We start from the raw sequence: 19,026 nt of genomic DNA, 5'->3' as shown, positions 1-19,026 counted from the left end.
GGCTAATAATAAATATTGTGTAAATATAAAGGCTGATATGTTCATCATGAGTTCAACTGAAATAGTTGATCATTTCTAAGGATATAAGAATGTTAGCATTAGTTACAGGTGCCTCAGCGGGCTTTGGTTATAGCATTTCAAAAAAACTGATTGAGTTAGGATATAACGTTATTGGTTGCGGAAGACGAGCAGAAAAACTAGAAGAACTAAAACAAGAGCTTGGTGAAAAATTCTACCCATTAGTATTTGACATGACAGATACGGCAGAAAATATAAATAAAGTATTGGTTGATTTACCAGCCGAATTTCAAATCGGTCAAATTGATTTATTGGTGAATAATGCTGGATTGGCATTAGGATTGGAACCCGCAGATAAAGCAGAATTAGATGATTGGTATACGATGATTGATACCAATGTTAAGGGGCTTGTTACGATTACCCGATTAATTTTGCCGAGCATGGTGGAGAAAAAGTCAGGTTTAATCATTAATATGGGTTCTATTGCAGGTACATACCCATATCCAGGGGGCAATGTGTATGGGGCAACCAAAGCATTTGTGGAGCAATTTAGTCTAAATCTTCGTGCTGATTTGGCTGGTACTGGTGTGCGCGTAACTAACATTGAACCAGGGTTGTGTGGAGGTACTGAATTTTCTCTTGTGCGTTTTAAAGGTGATGAGGATAAAGTAAACAGTCTATATGATAAAAAGAATCCACTCTTGCCTGAAGATATTGCAAATACAGTAGCTTGGATTGCTTCACAACCTCCACACATTAATATTAATCGTATTGAAATGATGCCGACCACTCAATCTTTTAATCCTTTAAAAGTGGTTGAAGTAGAATAATAATTTAAGAAGAAAATATATTCTTTCGAGTTAGGTTAGAGCGTTAAACCTAATAAAGACTCTAATAAAAAATTAAATCCTCTATCTGCTGATAGAGGATTTTTATAGTTATTGATAAATTTATGGCAAAAAAAAGCCCGCTTTAATGCTGCGGGCTTTTTAGTATTTGGCTCTCCCACCTGGGCTCGAACCAGGGACCTGCGGATTAACAGTCCGTCGCTCTACCGACTGAGCTATGGGAGAATCTGCATGCGATTATAAGGAGATTTTGAGAAGGGTCAAGTCTAAATTGTCATGTTTACTTCATTTTTGTGTCGTATGCTTTTTATTTGATCAGTTGAGTGGTGAGTTAAGAAATTACTTGCACTTTAAAAAATCAATTGCTAGATTCAAAAAAGAACAAGCGTTTGGAGAAATCCAAACAGTGTGGATTTAAACCAACTTGCCAGCACTAAAATGGCTAAATCGGAGATAAGTATGAAAACGCTTACGATCGCTTCTATTTTTTCTAATTTTGATTTCTATCAACACAATTATCTCAATATCTTAAATCAATCAGAATTTTATTACACACTTGTTGAAGGTGCATGGATTAATGCTTATCCTTTCAAAAAGCAGGATTTATATTTAGGTGATTTATTGCAGCTTTGGTTTAGCTCTAAATGGAATGTGCATAATTCACTTAAGATTTTAAAAGGCTCGAAACTACTAAACTCCTCTGAATCTTTATATATTTTTCAATTAGAAGGGGAGTTATTGTTGGGTAAAAATAAAGTTTTAGCTTGGTCTGTAGAGCATCAAGAAATTATAGAACTCCAACTTAAAAATATTTGGGCGCCGTATGTGATTGCACAAACTTGTGAACGTCCAGATAATTCAGATGACTTAATAAAAAAGGCAGCGGTTTAAGGCTGCCTTTAACGATTATGGACGAATAATCATGCAGGTTGCTGTTGCATAGGCATACAGCTTACCTTCCTCATCAATAATCTTGCCTTCAGAAATACCTAAATTTTTACTTAAATTAATAACTTTGCCTGTGGCAATTAAAGCCTGATTTTGGGGAATAGGGCGGCACATTTTTACGTTAAGGTCGATTGTGCCGTAACCTACACCCGCAGGTAACATCGTATGTACTGCACAGCCAGTCACTGAATCTAGAACTGTGGCAGCAAAACCACCATGTACGCCACCGAGTGGATTTAAATGGTTATGATCTGCTTGGGCTTTAAAGGTAACAGATCCTTCTGAAATTTCAGTAGGTTGCATAGGTATTGTTTTACTAATGCTGGCAGGTGGAATATGGCCTTCAATCATTGCTTGTAAAAATTCAAGGCCAGTCATTTCCATCGGATTTTTCATTTTTCGGGTCCTTTAATTCTTTAAGTTCTAAAATGGAACTTGATATTAACCTATTATTAAGTCATCGATAAGTCAATTCTAGAGTTAAAGATTGAACTGATAAGTTGAATCTTAAAAACTTGTCCATTTAATATAAAACTCCTTTATTATAAAAATTGAATTAAATGAGTTGCATAACAAATTAGATAGATAAGAAAGACTTCTTTTACACTATAAGAAATAACAGGAGCATAAGGACAATGCTTTTTAAAATTGCACTCATAATGGCGGCTTTTGCAGCAAATTCTGTATTGTGTCGTTTGGCTTTGGCAGGCCAACATATTGATCCAATGACTTTTAGTTTAATACGAGTAGCAAGTGGTGCGGTTGTTTTATTTGGACTGTTTTTATATTCAAAATCGTCTCAAACCAAAGTCCAATGGAGTTTAAAAAACGCATTTTTTCTAGCGGTTTATATTTTGGCATTTTCATATGCTTATCTTCAAATCGACGCTGGTATTGGTGCTCTGTTATTGTTTGGGGTTGTACAGCTGACTATGGTGCTTTATGGCTATTGGCAGGGTGAACAGATTGGCATATACCGTGGTATAGGCTTATGTATTGCTTTGGCTGGAATCATTGTTTTGTTATTACCTGATACTCATGCGCCTGATTGGGGATATGCTCTAATTATGGTGATATCTGGGTTGGCATGGGCAGGATACAACATTGCTGGTCGTAATATGACACAACCGATTGGTAGTACGTTGGCAAATTTTACCCTAGCTGTGCCAATGGTTTTGTTGGCGAATGTATTACTTGCCCAAGATCGCTACATTGACATGCAAGGATGGGTCTTAGCGATTTTGTCGGGTGGTGTCACTTCAAGCGGGGCTTATGTACTCTGGTATGCGATTTTGAAGCATATTGATCGAGTGACAGCGAGTACAGTACAGCTAAGTGTGCCATGTTTGGCGATTATAGGTGGAAGCCTATTTGTAAATGAGAGTGTGACAGGGCGAGTGATTTTATCGAGTTTTATGGTTTTATTTGGAATTTTATTAGTCATTTATATAAGACCTCAAAAAGCCAAAAATGCATAAGTGAATTAAAAAAGGGTTCTCTCAAGAGAACCCTTTTTATGCAAAATGCAGATTATTTCGCAGCTTTTTCAGCTTCAATTGAAGCGATAGCAGCGTCTACACCTTCAATTGAGTCAGCAGCTTTTTTGATACGTGCTAACGCATCAACGAGTACTTCGTCAGCTGTTGCATATGAAATACGCATAAAACCGCCTAAACCAAATGCATCACCAGGAACAACTGCTACGCCAGTTTCTTCTAGTAACCATTCAGAGAACTCTGTGCAAGATTTTAAGCCTTTTGCACGAATAAGAGGACGAATGTTTGCATAGGCATAGAAAGCGCCATCAGCAGGTAAGCAAGAGATACCTTTAATATCATTTAAGCCATTTACAACTAAGTCATGACGGCGTTTAAACGCTTCAATCATAGGTTGTAAAACGTCTTGTGGACCATTCAATGCAGCTTCAGCAGCAACTTGCGAAATAGAAGTTGGGTTAGAAGTTGACTGTGATTGGATCTTTTTCATTGCACCAATGATTTTTGCTGGACCAGCTGCATAGCCAATACGCCAACCTGTCATTGCATATGCTTTAGAAACACCGTTTAAAACGATTGTGCGATCATATAAATCTGGAGCAACAGTTGCGATGTTGTAGAACTCGTCTTCCCAACGAATCGGTTCATACATATCGTCAGATGCAACAAATACTTGTGGATGACGACGTAAAACTTCAGCTAAAGCTTCTAATTCAGCTTTGCTATAAATCATGCCTGTTGGGTTAGATGGGCTGTTTAATACAACTAAACGAGTCTTAGGTGTAATAGCAGCTTCTAATTGTTCAGGAGTGATTTTGAAGCGTTGGTCTTCGCCACATTTCACAATGACTGGAGTACCTTCAGCAATAATGACCATATCTGGATAGCTTACCCAGAAAGGTGCTGGAATGATAACTTCATCGCCTTTGTTTAATAGAGCAAGTGCCAAGTTAAAGAAGCTTTGCTTACCACCACAAGAAACCAAAATCTGGTTCGCTTGATAATCAAGATTATTATCACGCTTGAACTTAGCAATAATTGCTTTTTTTAACCCAGGAGTACCATCTACAGCCGTATATTTGGTGAAACCATTATTAATCGCTTCGATTGCAGCATCTTTGATGTGTTGAGGGGTATCAAAATCTGGCTCGCCAGCACCTAAACCAATCACGTTCTTGCCAGCAGCTTTAAGTTCAGCAGCTTTGTTTGTTACAGCAAGTGTAGGGGACGGTTTGATAGCATTGACACGATCAGAAAGACGTACGTCCACGGCAATATTCCTCTTATGGGATTAAAAAATAAAAAGCATACTATCTTATCGCAAAAATTAAGCAATTTGCGGATACGGGTATTTTTAGATGTAAAAAAGTTTAATTTAAGAAGGTTCTTGTTGCTGTTTTACTCAATTGAAGCTTTTTTGAAAAGAAATGATAAAAATCATTTATAATAGGTCGCAATCGAAATTTCGAGAATGAATCATGACTGAGCAACAGCCAAAACAGAAAAAGGCTTTGGTGAAATTGCCATTCCCAATGCCGAATGAAAGCAATCAAGCAGATGATGCGGTACACAACCAAGTGCGTCCAAAACCAGAGCAATACGCGGATAGAACATGGATGCCTCCACGTGGTACGCGTCGTTCTATGGGAAAACGCTAATTTTGAAAAACAGGCAATATGCCTGTTTTTTATTGATTGAATAAAATTTCTTGATAATAACTTTTTTTCTTTTGGTACATGTGATGGTCTGCTCGTTTTAACATGTCCTCAATTTGTTCATTTGTTTGAGTGGTTGCATGTCCAATTGCAATACTTACTGGATGGCTTGAATAGTATTGATTGTCGATATTAAAAAGCTCCTGAATCGTTTGAAGCATAATTTGAACGTTCGCTTCATCTGCGCCTGGCATTAAGATCACGAATTCATCACCACCGATTCTGGATGCAGTATATGCTGTATTTGAAATAGCCTGACTTAAAATATTTCCAACACGGCGTAATAAACCATCTCCAATATCATGCCCAAACTGGTCATTGGTTTCTTTTAATCCATTCATATCTAAAAAAATTGAAGAAACTGGTCGAATAATACTTCGGTTTAAGCGATTAAGTTCCTCTGTAAAAAAAGCACGGTTATATAGTTTAGTAAGAACATCGTGTTGCCCTAAATATTCAAGATAGTTTTCCGCTTTTTTCCGGGCAGTAATATCTGTCAGCGCAACTTGCACTAATCCCCAAGTCTCTTCATATCCCGGAAAAACGGTAAATTGAAGCAAGACATTTCTTATTTGGCCATCTAAAGCGTAGTTAACGGCTTCACGTTTATGATGGATATTACCTTGCCATAACTCGATGAGTTGTTCTCGAAAGGTTTCAACCATTTCTTCAGCAAAAATCTTATGTGTATTCCTTAAAAGTGTCGACTTATCAGGAGCTTTAAATAAATCTATCGTGGCCTGATTAACATCTAAAATTAAAATATCTTCTACACACTGGCGGACAAACTCAGGATGAACATCTAGAAAAGTTCTGAAGTCTTCAATTCCCAATAGCCTAAGTTGATCAATTCTATTTTTTATACGGCTGAAATCCTCGACCCACAGCGAAGTAGGCGAGTAGATAAACATAGATTCAGCCAGTCGACGGTTTTTTTCTTCCTGACGGAGTGCATTTTGATAAGGGGTAATATCTTCGGTAGTAATTAATACCCGCTCAAAAGTAGATTCAGAACCAGGTAAAATAGACCCTCTTAACTGAACATCAATACGTTTGCCTGATAAGGTGTAATTCACTGTAGTGCTTGAAAAATGGGTTTTGCCATTCCATAACGCTTCAAGTTCATAAATATGTGATTCGAACATTTCCTTTTTAAAAATAAGATTCAAATTTGAATATAGTTCCTCGCGCGTTGTTGCTTCAAAAAGTTCTAAAGTTTTTTGGTTAACACGAATAATTTTAATTTTATGAGCACATTCAATAACTAAGTGTTTATTTTGATTTAAAAATTCATGGAGGTTTTCAATTCCTTGCTTTCTCCATAAATCAAATTGTTGTTTAACTTCACTGAAATCCTCAATCCACATTGGAATTGGGCTAAGGTCAAAAATCGAAGAATCTAAAGTTTCCATATGTTTCTTTAAGTATTCAGTTTGCCTTAAAGTATAATGAGAAAAATTAAGATTTGGGAGGATAAAGAGTTTAAATATATTAGAATAATTAAAAATAAAAGGATTAAATGTAAGGAAAAATAAAATAATGAGAAAGCAGAGATTATCTGCTTAACTCATAAATTCATAAGAAAACTTAACGATTAATCGGGTGATCAATGTTTTTTTCACCACGCCATAACTTAATAAAATCTTGCTCATCAAAATCGTAAAGTTCCATCAGTGCAACAACAGCACTCACAAAAATCATGGCACCTTCAGAGTTTCCATGAAGATTGAAAATTTTACCGTTTAACTTCCCTAAAATATCACTAAGCTCATGATCACGGCCTCGTCCATAACGATCTCGTGGATACAACTCTTCATTTAAGACAATAAGAGCTATTGCTTTTTCAGCATCTGATAAATCAGTTTTATCTAAAGCTTCTTCAAATGATTCACTGCCATGATTAAAGTAAAAAATAACTTCATCATTAATGAAACTTTGTACCATCTTTTGAGTTAAAGTCGGAAATTGAGATACTGCATTATCTTCTACATAGGGTTTAAAAGATTCCGGAAAGATAACGTTGTGATAAATACCTTTAAAAAGAGGAGCGATTTCAGAAACTTTATAGCCTGCGATGCCACAACCTAATGCAGTAATGAAATATTTCATTTTAGGATGATTTTTTGTGTATATCTTAAAGTCTTCAACATAATGCTGAATTTGTGAAAGTGGCATTTGTTGAATGTGTTCATTTAAAGTTGGAATTGCAAAGCTTTGACCAGCCCAGCCACGACCTACACCTTCAACTGCTCCGAAGTGCTGACTTGCAACGCGCGCTGCACCACTACCGTGTTGTCCAGCAAGATTACTTCCAAATACAAAAACTGTATCTTCGGGAAGTTCAGTTACAATACTTTCATCATGATATTGATAGGTCATGGTTATACTTTTTGTTTAATGGATAGCTTCATGTTGCAACCGATTAGGGTATTGGTCAAGTGTTAAGATGCTTAATCTTTTACATTGAATTTCCAGCTCAATTTAGACTTTAAATTAAGATAAAAATCCCCATTAAAAGGGGAGACGTTAAATTCAATTTTTCATAAAGAGAGATAACTTTGAACGAAAATCAACCTTTTGATTTGGTCACTCATTATCAGCCAGCAGGTGATCAGCCACAGGCCATTGAAAAGCTGGTAAATGGTATCGAGCATGGTTTTCGTAATCAGTTATTGCTGGGTGTAACTGGCTCGGGTAAAACCTATACCATGGCGAATGTGATCGCTCAAATACAGCGACCTACAATTGTGATGGCTCATAACAAAACTTTGGCTGCCCAGCTTTATGGAGAGTTTAAAGCGTTCTTCCCTAATAATGCAGTTGAGTATTTCGTAAGTTACTATGATTACTATCAACCCGAGGCTTACGTTCCATCCTCAGATACTTTTATTGAAAAAGATGCTGCCATTAACGATCACATTGACCAGATGCGACTATCAGCAACACGTGCTTTATTAGAGCGTCGTGATGCAATTATTGTGGCCTCGGTTTCTGCAATTTATGGTTTGGGTGACCCAAATGCTTATATGCAAATGTTACTGCATGTGGTTGAGGGCGACCGTGTAAGTCGTGATGAAATTATCCGCCGTTTGGTTGAAATGCAATATACGCGTAATGAACTTGAGTTCTTACGTGGTACATATCGAATTCGCGGCGAAATTATTGATATTTTCCCTGCCGAATCTGATCAACATGCGATTCGTATTGAACTATTTGATGACGAGGTCGATTCGATCCGTTGGTTTGATCCGTTAACGGGTAAAATGGTTCGTAAAGTTCCACGTGTTACGATTTATCCAAAAAGCCACTATGTAACCCCGAAAGATCATCTGACTCGTGCAATTGATACAATTAAAGATGAATTACAAGATCAACTTAAATTCTTCCGTGAACATGACAAATTGCTGGAAGCCCAGCGTATTGAGCAGCGTACCCGTTATGATTTAGAGATGATGCAACAGTTGGGCTATACCAATGGTATTGAAAACTATTCAAGACATTTGTCTGGTCGTCCAGCTGGTGAAGCGCCTCCAACTTTATTTGATTATGTACCAGAAGATGCATTGCTGATAATTGATGAGTCACACGTTACAGTTCCGCAAATTGGAGCGATGTATAAAGGTGACCGATCGCGTAAAGAAAATTTAGTGAATTACGGGTTCCGTTTACCAAGCGCACTTGATAATCGACCAATGAAATTTGAAGAGTGGGAGCGCATTGTACCGACGACCATTTTTGTCAGTGCAACACCTGCTAAATATGAGTTAGAAAAGTCTGACCAAGTGGTTGAACAGGTGGTACGTCCAACAGGATTAATTGATCCTGAAATTGAAGTTCGTCCTGTATTAACTCAAGTCGATGATGTTCTTTCTGAAATTAATATTCGTAAGAACCTAAATGAACGTGTGTTGGTGACTACTTTAACAAAGCGTATGGCGGAAGATCTGACTTCTTATTTAAAAGAATACGGGGTTAAAGTCGCTTATTTACACTCTGATATTGATACTGTTGAACGTGTCAAAATTATTCATGAGTTACGTACAGGTGTATTCGACGTTTTAGTTGGTATTAACTTGTTGCGTGAAGGTCTCGACATGCCAGAAGTTTCTTTAGTTGCTATTTTAGATGCAGATAAAGAAGGTTTTTTACGTTCAGAACGTTCACTCATTCAGACAATTGGTCGTGCCGCGCGTAACGTGAAAGGTAAAGCAATTTTATATGCTGACCGAATTACTGATTCTATGCAAAAAGCAATAGATGAGACTGAACGCCGTAGAGCTAAACAAATCGAGTTCAACGAGTTGCATGGTATTACTCCACGTAGTGCTGTTCGTCAGGTCATCAAAGAAATTGATTCAGGCGAAGTGCTTTCAGACGACGAAATTGATGAGAAGGTGCTTGAACAAGCACAAGCTTTAAGTGCTGACGAAAGACATATTCTCTCTGACCCAAAATTGTTTAGTAAGCATATTACTAAGCTTGAAAAAGAGATGTTAAAAGCTTCGAAAGATTTACAGTTCGAGCAGGCAGCTCGGATACGTGATGAAATCATTCGACTAAAAGCGCAAATGTTGCAATAAACGAATACATAACGCTACATAATGTGTTTAAAAAACAAGCTACTGTAGGTATTTGAGTTCTTTTGTATTCACAACTAATCGTTGAGGGCAACAATGGCATTTCGAAATAATGTTCCGCAAGCCAGCTGGCGTTTGGCTAAAATTGCGTTGGGCGGTGTCGTTTTGGCTGGTTTGGCTGTTGGAACCTATGTCTATGCCCAGCCGAAACCCTTGCAAACTGTCTATAAAGTTGAACTGGACCGATATTTAGGTGTTTGGTATGAAGTCGCGCGTAAGCCTGCATTTTTCCAAAAAAAGTGTGCTTATAATGTATCTGCGACCTACACCTTAAACGAAAATGGAAATGTAGTAGTAGATAATCGCTGCTACGATAATAGAAAACAATTACAGCAATCTATCGGGGAGGCCTTTGTGGTTAACCCGCCATATAACACCAAATTGAAGGTAAGTTTTTTACCGGAAGCTGTAAGATGGATTCCGGTAATACGTGGGGATTACTGGATTTTAAAGCTAGATGAAGACTATCAGACTGTTTTAGTCGGGGAGCCTTCACGTAAATACCTTTGGGTGCTATCAAGAAATCCTCATCCAGAGCAAGAAGTGGTGGATGAATATTTAAATTATGCAAAAACATTAGGTTTTGATATTCGAGATGTTATTCGTACAGAACATAAAGAATAGTGGTATATGTCTGATTAAGAAAAAACCATGTTTTTACATGGTTTTTTCTTTTTTATAGTGGATAAATCAAGTATTGTAGTGAGTTGTTTTTACTAAAGTCTAAGAGGTTGATGATGTTTAAGGGCGTGATCTTGTCTGTCATGGCATCATTCACTTTTGGTGTACTTTATTTTTATACTCAATTATTAAGCCAGCTAGATAGTGAACAAACTTTTGGATGGCGGATTATTGCAACACTACCGTTCCTTACTTTATTTATGTGGTGGAGTGGTGATTTAGCCTATATCAAGAATATCTACCAACGTATTTTGGCTAAGCCTTCTTTACTATTATTATTAATCACAACCTCTATTTTAACCTCAGTACAACTTTGGCTGTTTTTGTGGGGGCCGATGCATGGGCGTGGATTGCAAGTCTCTTTGGGATATTTCCTATTACCGCTGGTTCTTGTCTTAGCTGGAAGTGTGTTGTATGGCGAAAAAATATCAAAATTTCAATGGGTAGCAATTATTCTTGCAGTTATTGGCGTTAGCCATGAAATATGGCGTTTAGGAAGTATTGCGTGGGAAACGGCATTGGTAGCAGTTGGATATTCTGCCTACTTTTTATTACGTAAAAAAATTAAAACAGATAATTTAGGGGGCTTTTGGTGGGATTTGGTCATTATTATGCCCATTGCAATTTATTTAACTCATACAGGTTTGCTGCCATACAGTAAATTTATAGACCAACCGAGTCTTTCTTTGATCATTATTGGGCTTGGAATTTTAAGTGCTATTGGTCTGGGAAGTTATATTCTGGCAAGTCGTTTTCTACCTTTAGTTGTGTTTGGACTCTTAGGATATTTGGAACCTGTATTACTTGCTTTAGCTTCTTTAGTTTTAGGGGAGAGCATTGGCCAGGAAGAATGGTTCACTTATATTCCGATTTGGTGTGCTGTTTTTGTACTCGTTTTAGAAGGAGCAATTCATCTTTATCAACAACGGCAAAAAGCCCAAAATCTGCAACTTAATATCACGAAATATCAAAAAAGATTAAAAAATGATGAACTCAAGTAGGTCGTCAGAACCTAAAAAGTAAGAAAAAGCAAAAATTTAGCTGCTTTAAAAAATAAGATAATAAAAAATAATTATAGGTATTTTATGAATTTATGATGAATTTTAGGAAAATCTAGTCACTAATGTCAGCTTTTGATTCATTCTTGCCAATAATTCCATTACAATTACGGGGTTTTAAAAATCACGCCTAGATATAATTAATTAGAGGACGTATCTGTGAGCAAAGACACTATCATCGCCCTGCACGCTGAACACCAAGGCCGTTGGAAAAACCGTGAAGAAATCGCGGAACGTATGATTGCATTAATCGGTCAATTATACCGTGAAAAAAATATTGTCGTATCTGTTTACGGTCGCTCTTTAATTAACCGTTCTGTTATCCAAATTTTGAAAACTCACCGTCGTACACGTGTTGTAGACGTTGAACTTTCTGTTGTAAACACATTCCCAATTTTAGAAGCTTTAGCAAAAGTTGAAAATATTGGTTCTGCAGAAGTTGATATCGGTAAACTTGCTGTTGAATACAAAGAAAAAGGCGGTGATGTTGATGCTTTTGTTGCTCAATCAGTTGAGTCAATCAAAGGTAGCGCAACTTCTGAACAACCTAAAGATGTAGTTCTTTACGGTTTTGGTCGTATTGGTCGTATCTTGGCTCGTTTAATCATTAGCCAATCAGGTTTAGGTCGTGGTTTAAGCCTTAAAGCAATCGTTGTACGTAAGTCTTCTGACGGTGACTTAGCAAAACGTGCTTCTTTACTTCGTCGTGACTCTATTCACGGTACTTTCGCTGGTACAATTTCTGTTGATGAAGAAAACGAAGCAATCATTGCTAACGGTAACTTCATTAAAGTGATTTATGCGTCTAGCCCAAGTGAAGTTGACTATACTGAATACGGTATTGAAAATGCACTTTTAATCGACAACACTGGTAAATGGCGTGATGCTGAAGGTCTAAGCCAACACTTGAAATGCCCAGGCGTTGCACGTGTTGTATTGACTGCACCAAGTAAAGGCGAAATGAAAAACGTTGTATTTGGTGTAAACAACACAGATATCTTAGATGAAGACAAAATCATCTCTGCTGCAAGTTGTACAACAAATGCAATTACTCCAATTCTTAAAGTATTGGATGACAAATATAAAGTTCTTAACGGTCATGTTGAAACTGTTCACTCATTTACAAATGACCAGAACTTAATCGATAACTACCATAAAGCAGATCGTCGTGGCCGTGCTGCTACTTTGAACATGGTAATTACAGAGACTGGTGCAGCTAAAGCAGTTGCTAAAGCATTACCTGCATTGAAAGGTAAATTAACTGGTAACTCTGTACGTGTTCCTACACCAAACGTATCTCTTGCAATCTTGAACTTAACACTTGATAAAGAAGTTGATCGTGAAGAAGTGAACGAATACATTCGTCAAATTTCGATTAACTCTAACCTTCAAGGTCAAATTGGTTATACCAACTCGACTGAAGTTGTATCGAGTGACTTTATCGGTTCTCGTACAGCAGGTGTATACGATGCTCAAGCAACGATTACTTCTGGTAACCGTTTAACTGCTTACGTTTGGTACGATAACGAAGTTGGTTATAGCTGTCAGGTATTACGTATTGCTGAACAAATGTGCGGCGTAAGCTACAAAAAAATCCCAGCAGAATTGAATGCTTAAGATCATTTAACGATCTATAAAATATTTTCACAAAAAGACCCAGTTTAGACTGGGTTTTTTTACAACCGTACAAAATATATGCTGACTATTTTTTGTAAATAAATGAGAATACAAATTAAGGAAAAAAAGAAAATAGTAAGGGATAGGAATTGTCGCAGTTTAAACGTTTGTTGGTCGTTTTTGTATTCATCATTATTGCCAATTTATGTGGTGTACTCATTGCAATATGGGTATTTAAGCACTTTAATATTTATATTCCACTTAAAAATCAGGCGGTTGCTATTGATTTGCAAGAGCCTCTACAGGTTAAGGTTAAAGTACAAGATGCTTTAAATGTGGATGTAAAAGGGCGCGTAAATGCCAGTATTCCAATTGATGAGAAACTGAATATTCCTTTAACACAAACATTAACTCCACGTGTTTACTTCGATAATATGGTGCCGATTAGCACAACCATCCCGGTCAAAGAAACATTAAAAGTTGAGCAAAATCTACCAATTGATACTAAGGTTCAGGTGCGAGTTTTAGGCCGTGATATTACGTTGCCATTGAAAGGGACAATTCCATTAAAACTTGATGTGCCAATTGATATTAATGTCCCGCTTGAGCAAAAGGTTCATTTAAAATTTGATGCCCCAGTACGCACGGTATTAAAAGAAAATCTACATATTCCTTTAAAAGCAAGATTAGACACGAATATCCCAATTGAGGGTAATTTAAATGTACCTGTTAAAACTGCATTAAATGCTTCAGTTGATGTGAAAAATACTTTGCCTGTTAAGATTGCAAATGGTGAGTTAAAGATTCCTCTGTCCACTATGCGATTAAATCGAGTATTAGGTTCAGAAACATCACAAAAGACAGCTGATCAATAGGGTGGATGCTAATGTTCCGTTCACTCAAGAGTATGTTAATTAGCTTCTTTTTAATGATGATACTTGCCGCTATTATGTTTTGGGTGTATCTCAATATTCAAGCAAATTTAGTCGTTTCGGCTCATAATGCCGATATTAGTTTACCTGACTCTTTAGAAACAAAGATTCAAGTTGGTAATACTTTGCAGGTTCAGTCTATTGGTAAACTTGATACAACTTTAGATATAGATCGCCAATTAACTTTACCCCTAAAAGGAAAATATTTGGCAGATTTAAATTTTGCTGTAGAAACACCTATTACGGTAAGTGTCGATTATTCAACGACTCTAAAAATTGATCAGGTTATGCCTTTAGAAACCACCACAGACTTGGTTTATCAAAGTAAGTTTTTACCAAAATTTCCCCTTAAATTAGATATCCCTATTAAATTAGATGTGCCTTTTAATTTAAAACGTAATTATACCGTTCCCGTTAAAATTGTTTTTGATGGTCCAGTTTATTTTGAATTCGATGAACCCGTAAATTTATCGGTGAAACATCAGTTTAAACCAAGCCTAAACGTAAATGATCCTATGGAAATGGGGAATGTCTCTTCATTTAATGCCATCATGTATAATTCTGTGCCAAAAACAAAAGCAAATCTTGATATGCAAATGACCTTACCTCTGCGCAATGTTCATCCTTGATAATTAAATAAATTGGCTAAATTTTATTTTTTATAAGGATCCTATTTGCAAAACTAAAAGCATCTGCTGGATTAAAGATAAAACAGATCGTTATAAATGGAATTGTTCCATTTTCTATTCGAGAATTTTATGAAAATATGGCAGAATAGGCGGTTTTAGAGTTTTTAGAGGATTGGCAGATGCGCTTTGTTGATGAAGCAGTCATTACCGTAGAGGCTGGCGACGGTGGCAATGGCGTAGCCAGTTTTCGCCGTGAAAAATTTGTACCATTTGGTGGCCCAGATGGTGGTGATGGCGGACGTGGTGGAAGTATCTATATTCAAGCTGATGACGATACAAGTACGCTAGTCGATTACCGTTACACACGTAAATTCCGTGCTGAGCGTGGAAAAAACGGTGCAGGTGCTAACTGTACTGGACGTGGTGGTGAAGATGTGGTTTTAAAAGTACCCGTTGGTACAACAATTGTTGATACAGATTCAGGCGATATTATTGGCGATTTGGTTGAAGACGGCCAAAGAATTCTGGTTGCTGGTGGTGGTGAAGGTGGTTTAGGTAACACTCACTTTAAATCATCAACTAACCGTGCACCTCGTAAATGTACGACTGGTACAAAAGGTGAGTTCCGCGAAATTCGTCTTGAATTAAAAGTATTGGCAGATGTTGGTTTGCTAGGTATGCCAAATGCCGGTAAATCTACTTTCATTCGTGCTGTAAGTGCTGCAAAACCAAAAGTGGCAGATTATCCATTTACAACCATGGTTCCAAACTTGGGTGTAGTCGATGCTGACCGCCATCGTTCATTTGTAATGGCCGATATTCCAGGATTAATCGAGGGTGCAGCAGAAGGTGCAGGTTTAGGAATCCGTTTCCTTAAACATTTGGCACGTACTCGTATTCTTTTACACATTATTGATGTACAACCAATTGATGGTTCAGATCCAGCACATAATGCAAAAGCGATTATGAATGAGTTGGCTAAGTTCTCACCAACTTTGGCTAAATTACCAGTTGTTTTAGTACTCAATAAACTTGATCAGATTGCTGAAGAAAGCCGCGAAGAGTGGTGTCAGCACATTCTAGATGAACTAGAGTGGACTGGACCTGTCTTTAAGACATCGGGCTTATTAAGCGAAGGTACAAAAGAAGTTGTGTATTACCTGATGGATCAGATTGAACAACAACGTGAACGCGAAGTTGAAGATCCTGAATATGCAGCAGAAGTAAGAGCTTTCCGTGAACAACTAGAAGTTGAAACGCGTGAACAAACCATTGCGGCAAAAGAAGCATATCGTGCAATGCGTCGAGCACAGCGTCTCGAAAGCATGATGGACGATGATGATGATTTTGACGATGATGAAGACGACAATGATGTAGAAGTCATCTACGTTCGTGACTAGAAAACCGAGGGAAACATGATAGAAGTGGTCGATGGGCAACGTCAGCTCAGTGAGTGTAAACGAATCGTTGTTAAAATCGGATCATCTTTACTTACAGCTAATGGGCAAGGTTTAGATCTAGATGCTATTTCGCATTGGGCGAAACAGATTGCAGATCTGCACAATGCCGGACACGAGATTATTTTAGTGTCATCAGGAGCTGTAGCAGAAGGTATGGTTCGTATGAAGCTTGCGAGTCGACCCACCGATCTACCCAGTCTACAAGCCTGTGCTGCAATTGGGCAGATGGGCTTAATTCATACTTGGTCTAGTGTGCTTGAAAACCACGGTATTCGTACTGCTCAGGTTTTATTGACTCATGATGATTTGGCAGATCGCCGTCGTTATCTGAACTCGTGTGATGCTTTACAAAACTTGATTGATTGGCGTGTGATTCCTGTCATTAATGAAAATGACACGGTGTCTACCGATGAGATCCGTTTTGGTGATAATGATACTTTAGCTGCGATGGTTGCAGGTCAGGTTCATGCAGAATTGCTGATCATTTTAACCGATCAGCAAGGTATGTTTGACTCAGATCCGCGTCATAATCCTGATGCTAAATTACTCTCTACTGTTCGGGCTATGGATGATGATTTATTCGATATGGCCGGCGGTGGTGGTGTGCTTGGGCGAGGTGGGATGGTCACTAAAGTTCGTGCTGCGCGTTTAGCTGCTAAATCGGGCTGCCCAACCCTCATCGCGAGTGGCGAAAGTGATAATGTCTTATCACGTGCGATGGCAGGTGAGATGCTAGGCACTTTGTTTACTACAGATAAAGACCGCATGACTGCTCATCAACAGTGGCTCGCTGCTCATTTACAAACGGCAGGCCGTCTTGTGATTGATGATGGTGCTGTTGAAGCGATTAAATTGAAGCATCGCAGTTTACTCCCTGTTGGAGTTAAAAATGTTGAAGGACATTTTGATCGTGGTGATGTGGTTGAATGTGTCGATAAACAAGGTAAACGTATTGCGGTAGGTCGAGTAAACTTTAGTTCAAGATCTGCTGAAATTATTAAAGGCTTAGCCTCAGATAAGGTTTATCAAGTACTTGGTGAAGCTCGTTCACTTGAAATGATTCATCGTGATCATATGGCAATTTATTAAGTTTTGCTCAAATAAAAAAGCTCGCTTTATGCGAGCTTTTTTTCTGGCGTTAAACGAGGTAAAACACGATCTTCACCTACCATATATGGATGTGTGGCAAGACTAAGCATGTCTAAGTCTTCCGAGCTATTACCATAAGCATAAATCTGGTGGTAATGCTGTAGCGTATATTGCTGATGTATCCTTAACTTCTTTTGTTCACTACTACAGTCTGGAGTAGAATAGTAACCCGTCATCCTGCCGTTTTTAATTTGAGTTTCGGTACAAATCAACTCGATATCTAGTAACTTGCAAAGTGGAGCAAGATAGACATCAATTGAAGCTGAAACTAATACGACTTGATCACCACGCAATTGATGGTGTTGTAACTGAGTAAAAATTTCAGGCGAAAGCGCAGAGACTAACTCTTGTGCGTATTCTTCACCTAATTTTTGTAATTCAATTGCAGGCGTATTTTTAAACATGCTACGGAATAACTTAGCACGCATAGCATGGGCAGGATAAAAGTTAAGATAGTAGGCTTGAATCCATGGCAGAATTTTCAAGCCTTGCTTAACAATGTGACGCTTAGATAAAGCATAAAAGATGAACCCTGTAAAACTATCTTTACTACACAAGGTTCCATCAAAATCGAACAGGGCGAGACTTTTTATAGTCTTATTCGTTTCGCTCGTTGCATACATGTTTCATATCGTCCGTTTACGCGGGTTGCATACCAATTGGTATTATAATCACGACTTAATTTAGGCCCAGAAATTACCACTTGAGGCATAATTGCATAGAGTGGTTCTTTGCCAGTTTTTGATTTATAAAGTTTAGTCAGCGCAATATAAGTTTGAGTACTTTCAAACTTTTTCTCTTTTTCTAATTTAAGATCATCACGGATTTGTCGTGGGGTAACCAATACATTATTTTTTGCAAATACCGTAATCAGCTCTTTTTCTGACTCGCTTTGAGCTGCGCGTGGATCACCATCTTTTGTATAAAGAAGTAGATCGCCATCAAGACTTATATCTTTATCGGTAAGTTCTTTTAGCATTTTTTGAAAAGCTGCATTACGGCTAGAGTACATACCAGAGTTATAATCCGCAAAACGATAAATGGCTTTATCGTAGTCTGCCGGATAAACCATTAAACGATGTATGCCGTAATATAAACCACCGTATTCAGTATATAGGTCATCGCGAAGCGCAGCAGTACTCATACTCGAACGCTTATTGGCTTTCGCATAATTAATATGAACTTGCATTGAGCCCAAAGTCGTAATAGGGTTCATTTTCTCGCCAATATCTTGACCAACCAATTTGGCTGCACCAGTTAAGGCACTCACATGATAGTGTTTAGCCATGAAGTCGAAAATTTCTCGGTAAAGTAAGTCGAGTTCTTTCTCGGTTTTAACTTTACGCATTTGACTCATATAGTTGTTATCAGGAGAGGGCTGAGTTCTTAGAACTTCTTCAAAGTAACCAGCAATTGTTCCACCAACGGTTTTGCCAAGCTTATCTTCAAATTTTTCATTTAAACGTGTACTAACTTCTTCAACTGCCTTTTGTCCTAACCCAGGCACTTGAGGGTTGGCAACAAAGTTGGATTCCTGATCCACTACAGCCACAATACTACAGACATTTTTCTTGGTTTTAGGAATATCCAAGTCTTTCATAATGTCATCAATATCTTTAGCCCATGACTCACGGTCATGCACACGCGATGGAATTAGACGTTTAATCTGTTGGCTTTCTAGTTCAGGCTCATCATTGTTTGACCACCAAGCTTTATCACCACAAGCAGCTAAACTCATGCATACGGCAGCCATGCCGAATGATTTTAATAAAAAACGGGAAGACAACGGTTTGTTCATGGCGAGGAAAGCACCTGCATAAAAAGATGAGCCGATTAAG

The 19,026-nt window shown here is 37.8% G+C and carries 19 protein-coding genes and 1 tRNA gene; 13 read left to right on the top strand and 7 right to left on the bottom strand.

All coding sequences use genetic code 11. The features are described 5' to 3' along the window. Positions 1-89: 89 nt before the first annotated feature. Positions 90-848, top strand: a complete 759-nt coding sequence (locus AW165_RS02095) for an SDR family oxidoreductase (protein ID WP_060464840.1) — start codon at positions 90-92, stop codon at positions 846-848. 167 nt (positions 849-1,015) lie between these two features. Here the strand turns inward: AW165_RS02095 and AW165_RS02090 are convergent. Then, positions 1,016-1,091 (bottom strand) — tRNA-Asn (locus AW165_RS02090). Positions 1,092-1,137: 46 nt separating this feature from the next. Here AW165_RS02090 and AW165_RS18975 point away from each other — a divergent pair. Together AW165_RS18975 and AW165_RS02085 are read left to right on the top strand one after the other, a co-directional pair. Next, the gene (locus AW165_RS18975) at positions 1,138-1,284 is read left to right on the top strand and encodes a hypothetical protein (RefSeq protein WP_014207362.1); all 147 of its coding nucleotides are present in this window, start codon (positions 1,138-1,140) and stop codon (positions 1,282-1,284) included. 41 nt (positions 1,285-1,325) lie between these two features. Then, positions 1,326-1,757, top strand: coding sequence for a hypothetical protein (locus tag AW165_RS02085; RefSeq protein WP_060464839.1), 432 nt, complete (start codon positions 1,326-1,328; stop codon positions 1,755-1,757). Positions 1,758-1,772: 15 nt separating this feature from the next. Here AW165_RS02085 and AW165_RS02080 read toward each other — a convergent pair whose 3' ends face one another. Beyond that, the gene (locus tag AW165_RS02080; protein ID WP_002119022.1) at positions 1,773-2,210 is read right to left on the bottom strand and encodes a PaaI family thioesterase; all 438 of its coding nucleotides are present in this window, start codon (positions 2,208-2,210) and stop codon (positions 1,773-1,775) included. 239 nt (positions 2,211-2,449) lie between these two features. Between AW165_RS02080 and AW165_RS02075 the strand changes: the two genes are divergently transcribed. After that, positions 2,450-3,292, top strand: a complete 843-nt coding sequence (locus tag AW165_RS02075; protein ID WP_060464838.1) for a DMT family transporter — start codon at positions 2,450-2,452, stop codon at positions 3,290-3,292. A 52-nt stretch (positions 3,293-3,344) separates the two neighbouring features. Here AW165_RS02075 and AW165_RS02070 read toward each other — a convergent pair whose 3' ends face one another. Then, positions 3,345-4,580 (bottom strand): pyridoxal phosphate-dependent aminotransferase, encoded by a 1,236-nt coding sequence (locus AW165_RS02070; protein WP_060464837.1) that lies wholly within the window; start codon positions 4,578-4,580, stop codon positions 3,345-3,347. 208 nt (positions 4,581-4,788) lie between these two features. Between AW165_RS02070 and AW165_RS02065 the strand changes: the two genes are divergently transcribed. Continuing rightward, on the top strand, positions 4,789-4,968 hold the full coding sequence (locus AW165_RS02065; protein WP_002118942.1) for a hypothetical protein: 180 nt from the start codon (positions 4,789-4,791) through the stop codon (positions 4,966-4,968). 29 nt (positions 4,969-4,997) lie between these two features. Here the strand turns inward: AW165_RS02065 and AW165_RS02060 are convergent, their stop codons facing one another. Together AW165_RS02060 and AW165_RS02055 are read right to left on the bottom strand one after the other, a co-directional pair. Continuing rightward, positions 4,998-6,437 (bottom strand): sensor domain-containing diguanylate cyclase, encoded by a 1,440-nt coding sequence (locus AW165_RS02060; protein WP_039759574.1) that lies wholly within the window; start codon positions 6,435-6,437, stop codon positions 4,998-5,000. A gap of 175 nt (positions 6,438-6,612) precedes the next feature. Next, positions 6,613-7,404, bottom strand: a complete 792-nt coding sequence (locus AW165_RS02055; protein WP_002118650.1) for a hypothetical protein — start codon at positions 7,402-7,404, stop codon at positions 6,613-6,615. Between the two features lie 179 nt (positions 7,405-7,583). On the opposite strand from AW165_RS02055, the gene uvrB reads away from it, so the two are divergent. The 8 genes from uvrB (at position 7,584) to proB (ending at position 17,128) form a co-directional block, all read left to right on the top strand. Then, a complete protein-coding gene (uvrB, locus tag AW165_RS02050) occupies positions 7,584-9,605 on the top strand; it encodes an excinuclease ABC subunit UvrB (protein ID WP_060464836.1) in 2,022 nt (673 codons plus the stop codon). A gap of 93 nt (positions 9,606-9,698) precedes the next feature. Beyond that, positions 9,699-10,286 carry a lipocalin family protein gene (locus tag AW165_RS02045; RefSeq protein ID WP_032055225.1) on the top strand — a complete coding sequence of 196 codons (588 nt, stop codon included), beginning with the start codon at positions 9,699-9,701 and terminating at the stop codon, positions 10,284-10,286. Between the two features lie 110 nt (positions 10,287-10,396). Further along, positions 10,397-11,344: an EamA family transporter RarD gene (gene rarD, locus AW165_RS02040; protein WP_079380990.1), complete on the top strand. Its 948-nt coding sequence runs from the start codon at positions 10,397-10,399 to the stop codon at positions 11,342-11,344. Positions 11,345-11,560: 216 nt separating this feature from the next. Continuing rightward, complete coding sequence (locus AW165_RS02035; protein ID WP_002118702.1) at positions 11,561-13,018, top strand: glyceraldehyde-3-phosphate dehydrogenase; 1,458 nt, start codon at positions 11,561-11,563, stop codon at positions 13,016-13,018. A 149-nt stretch (positions 13,019-13,167) separates the two neighbouring features. Further along, the gene (locus tag AW165_RS02030) at positions 13,168-13,893 is read left to right on the top strand and encodes a hypothetical protein (protein WP_017399267.1); all 726 of its coding nucleotides are present in this window, start codon (positions 13,168-13,170) and stop codon (positions 13,891-13,893) included. Positions 13,894-13,904: 11 nt separating this feature from the next. Continuing rightward, the gene (locus AW165_RS02025) at positions 13,905-14,579 is read left to right on the top strand and encodes a hypothetical protein (protein WP_017399268.1); all 675 of its coding nucleotides are present in this window, start codon (positions 13,905-13,907) and stop codon (positions 14,577-14,579) included. 179 nt (positions 14,580-14,758) lie between these two features. Next, positions 14,759-15,979, top strand: a complete 1,221-nt coding sequence (gene cgtA / locus AW165_RS02020; RefSeq protein WP_002118576.1) for an Obg family GTPase CgtA — start codon at positions 14,759-14,761, stop codon at positions 15,977-15,979. A gap of 15 nt (positions 15,980-15,994) precedes the next feature. Beyond that, positions 15,995-17,128 (top strand): glutamate 5-kinase, encoded by a 1,134-nt coding sequence (gene proB, locus AW165_RS02015; RefSeq protein ID WP_002118789.1) that lies wholly within the window; start codon positions 15,995-15,997, stop codon positions 17,126-17,128. Positions 17,129-17,154: 26 nt separating this feature from the next. Here the strand turns inward: proB and AW165_RS02010 are convergent, their stop codons facing one another. Both AW165_RS02010 and AW165_RS02005 read right to left on the bottom strand, forming a co-directional pair. Next, the gene (locus AW165_RS02010) at positions 17,155-17,811 is read right to left on the bottom strand and encodes an HAD-IB family hydrolase (RefSeq protein ID WP_017386255.1); all 657 of its coding nucleotides are present in this window, start codon (positions 17,809-17,811) and stop codon (positions 17,155-17,157) included. Further along, on the bottom strand, positions 17,778-18,986 hold the full coding sequence (locus tag AW165_RS02005) for a DUF1615 domain-containing protein (RefSeq protein WP_045126687.1): 1,209 nt from the start codon (positions 18,984-18,986) through the stop codon (positions 17,778-17,780). Before AW165_RS02005 ends, AW165_RS02010 begins: the two co-directional genes overlap by 34 nt. Between the last annotated feature and the right edge of the window lie 40 nt (positions 18,987-19,026).

This window comes from Acinetobacter sp. LMB-5 (assembly GCF_001541635.1).
Lineage (GTDB): Bacteria > Pseudomonadota > Gammaproteobacteria > Pseudomonadales > Moraxellaceae > Acinetobacter > Acinetobacter pittii.
The sequence above is the reverse complement of the archived record's forward strand: the minus strand, read 5'-3'. Positions and strand labels throughout refer to the sequence as shown.

Coding starts and splice junctions, on each gene's coding strand:
- AW165_RS02060 (WP_039759574.1), bottom strand. CDS start 6,437: ATGGAAACTTTAGATTCTTCGATTTTTGACCTTAGCCCAATTCCAATG.
- AW165_RS02095 (WP_060464840.1), top strand. CDS start 90: ATGTTAGCATTAGTTACAGGTGCCTCAGCGGGCTTTGGTTATAGCATT.
- AW165_RS02045 (WP_032055225.1), top strand. CDS start 9,699: ATGGCATTTCGAAATAATGTTCCGCAAGCCAGCTGGCGTTTGGCTAAA.
- AW165_RS02025 (WP_017399268.1), top strand. CDS start 13,905: ATGTTCCGTTCACTCAAGAGTATGTTAATTAGCTTCTTTTTAATGATG.
- AW165_RS02055 (WP_002118650.1), bottom strand. CDS start 7,404: ATGACCTATCAATATCATGATGAAAGTATTGTAACTGAACTTCCCGAA.
- AW165_RS02085 (WP_060464839.1), top strand. CDS start 1,326: ATGAAAACGCTTACGATCGCTTCTATTTTTTCTAATTTTGATTTCTAT.
- cgtA (WP_002118576.1), top strand. CDS start 14,759: ATGCGCTTTGTTGATGAAGCAGTCATTACCGTAGAGGCTGGCGACGGT.
- AW165_RS02065 (WP_002118942.1), top strand. CDS start 4,789: ATGACTGAGCAACAGCCAAAACAGAAAAAGGCTTTGGTGAAATTGCCA.
- AW165_RS02010 (WP_017386255.1), bottom strand. CDS start 17,811: ATGTATGCAACGAGCGAAACGAATAAGACTATAAAAAGTCTCGCCCTG.
- AW165_RS02005 (WP_045126687.1), bottom strand. CDS start 18,986: ATGAACAAACCGTTGTCTTCCCGTTTTTTATTAAAATCATTCGGCATG.
- AW165_RS02075 (WP_060464838.1), top strand. CDS start 2,450: ATGCTTTTTAAAATTGCACTCATAATGGCGGCTTTTGCAGCAAATTCT.
- rarD (WP_079380990.1), top strand. CDS start 10,397: ATGATGTTTAAGGGCGTGATCTTGTCTGTCATGGCATCATTCACTTTT.
- proB (WP_002118789.1), top strand. CDS start 15,995: ATGATAGAAGTGGTCGATGGGCAACGTCAGCTCAGTGAGTGTAAACGA.
- AW165_RS02080 (WP_002119022.1), bottom strand. CDS start 2,210: ATGAAAAATCCGATGGAAATGACTGGCCTTGAATTTTTACAAGCAATG.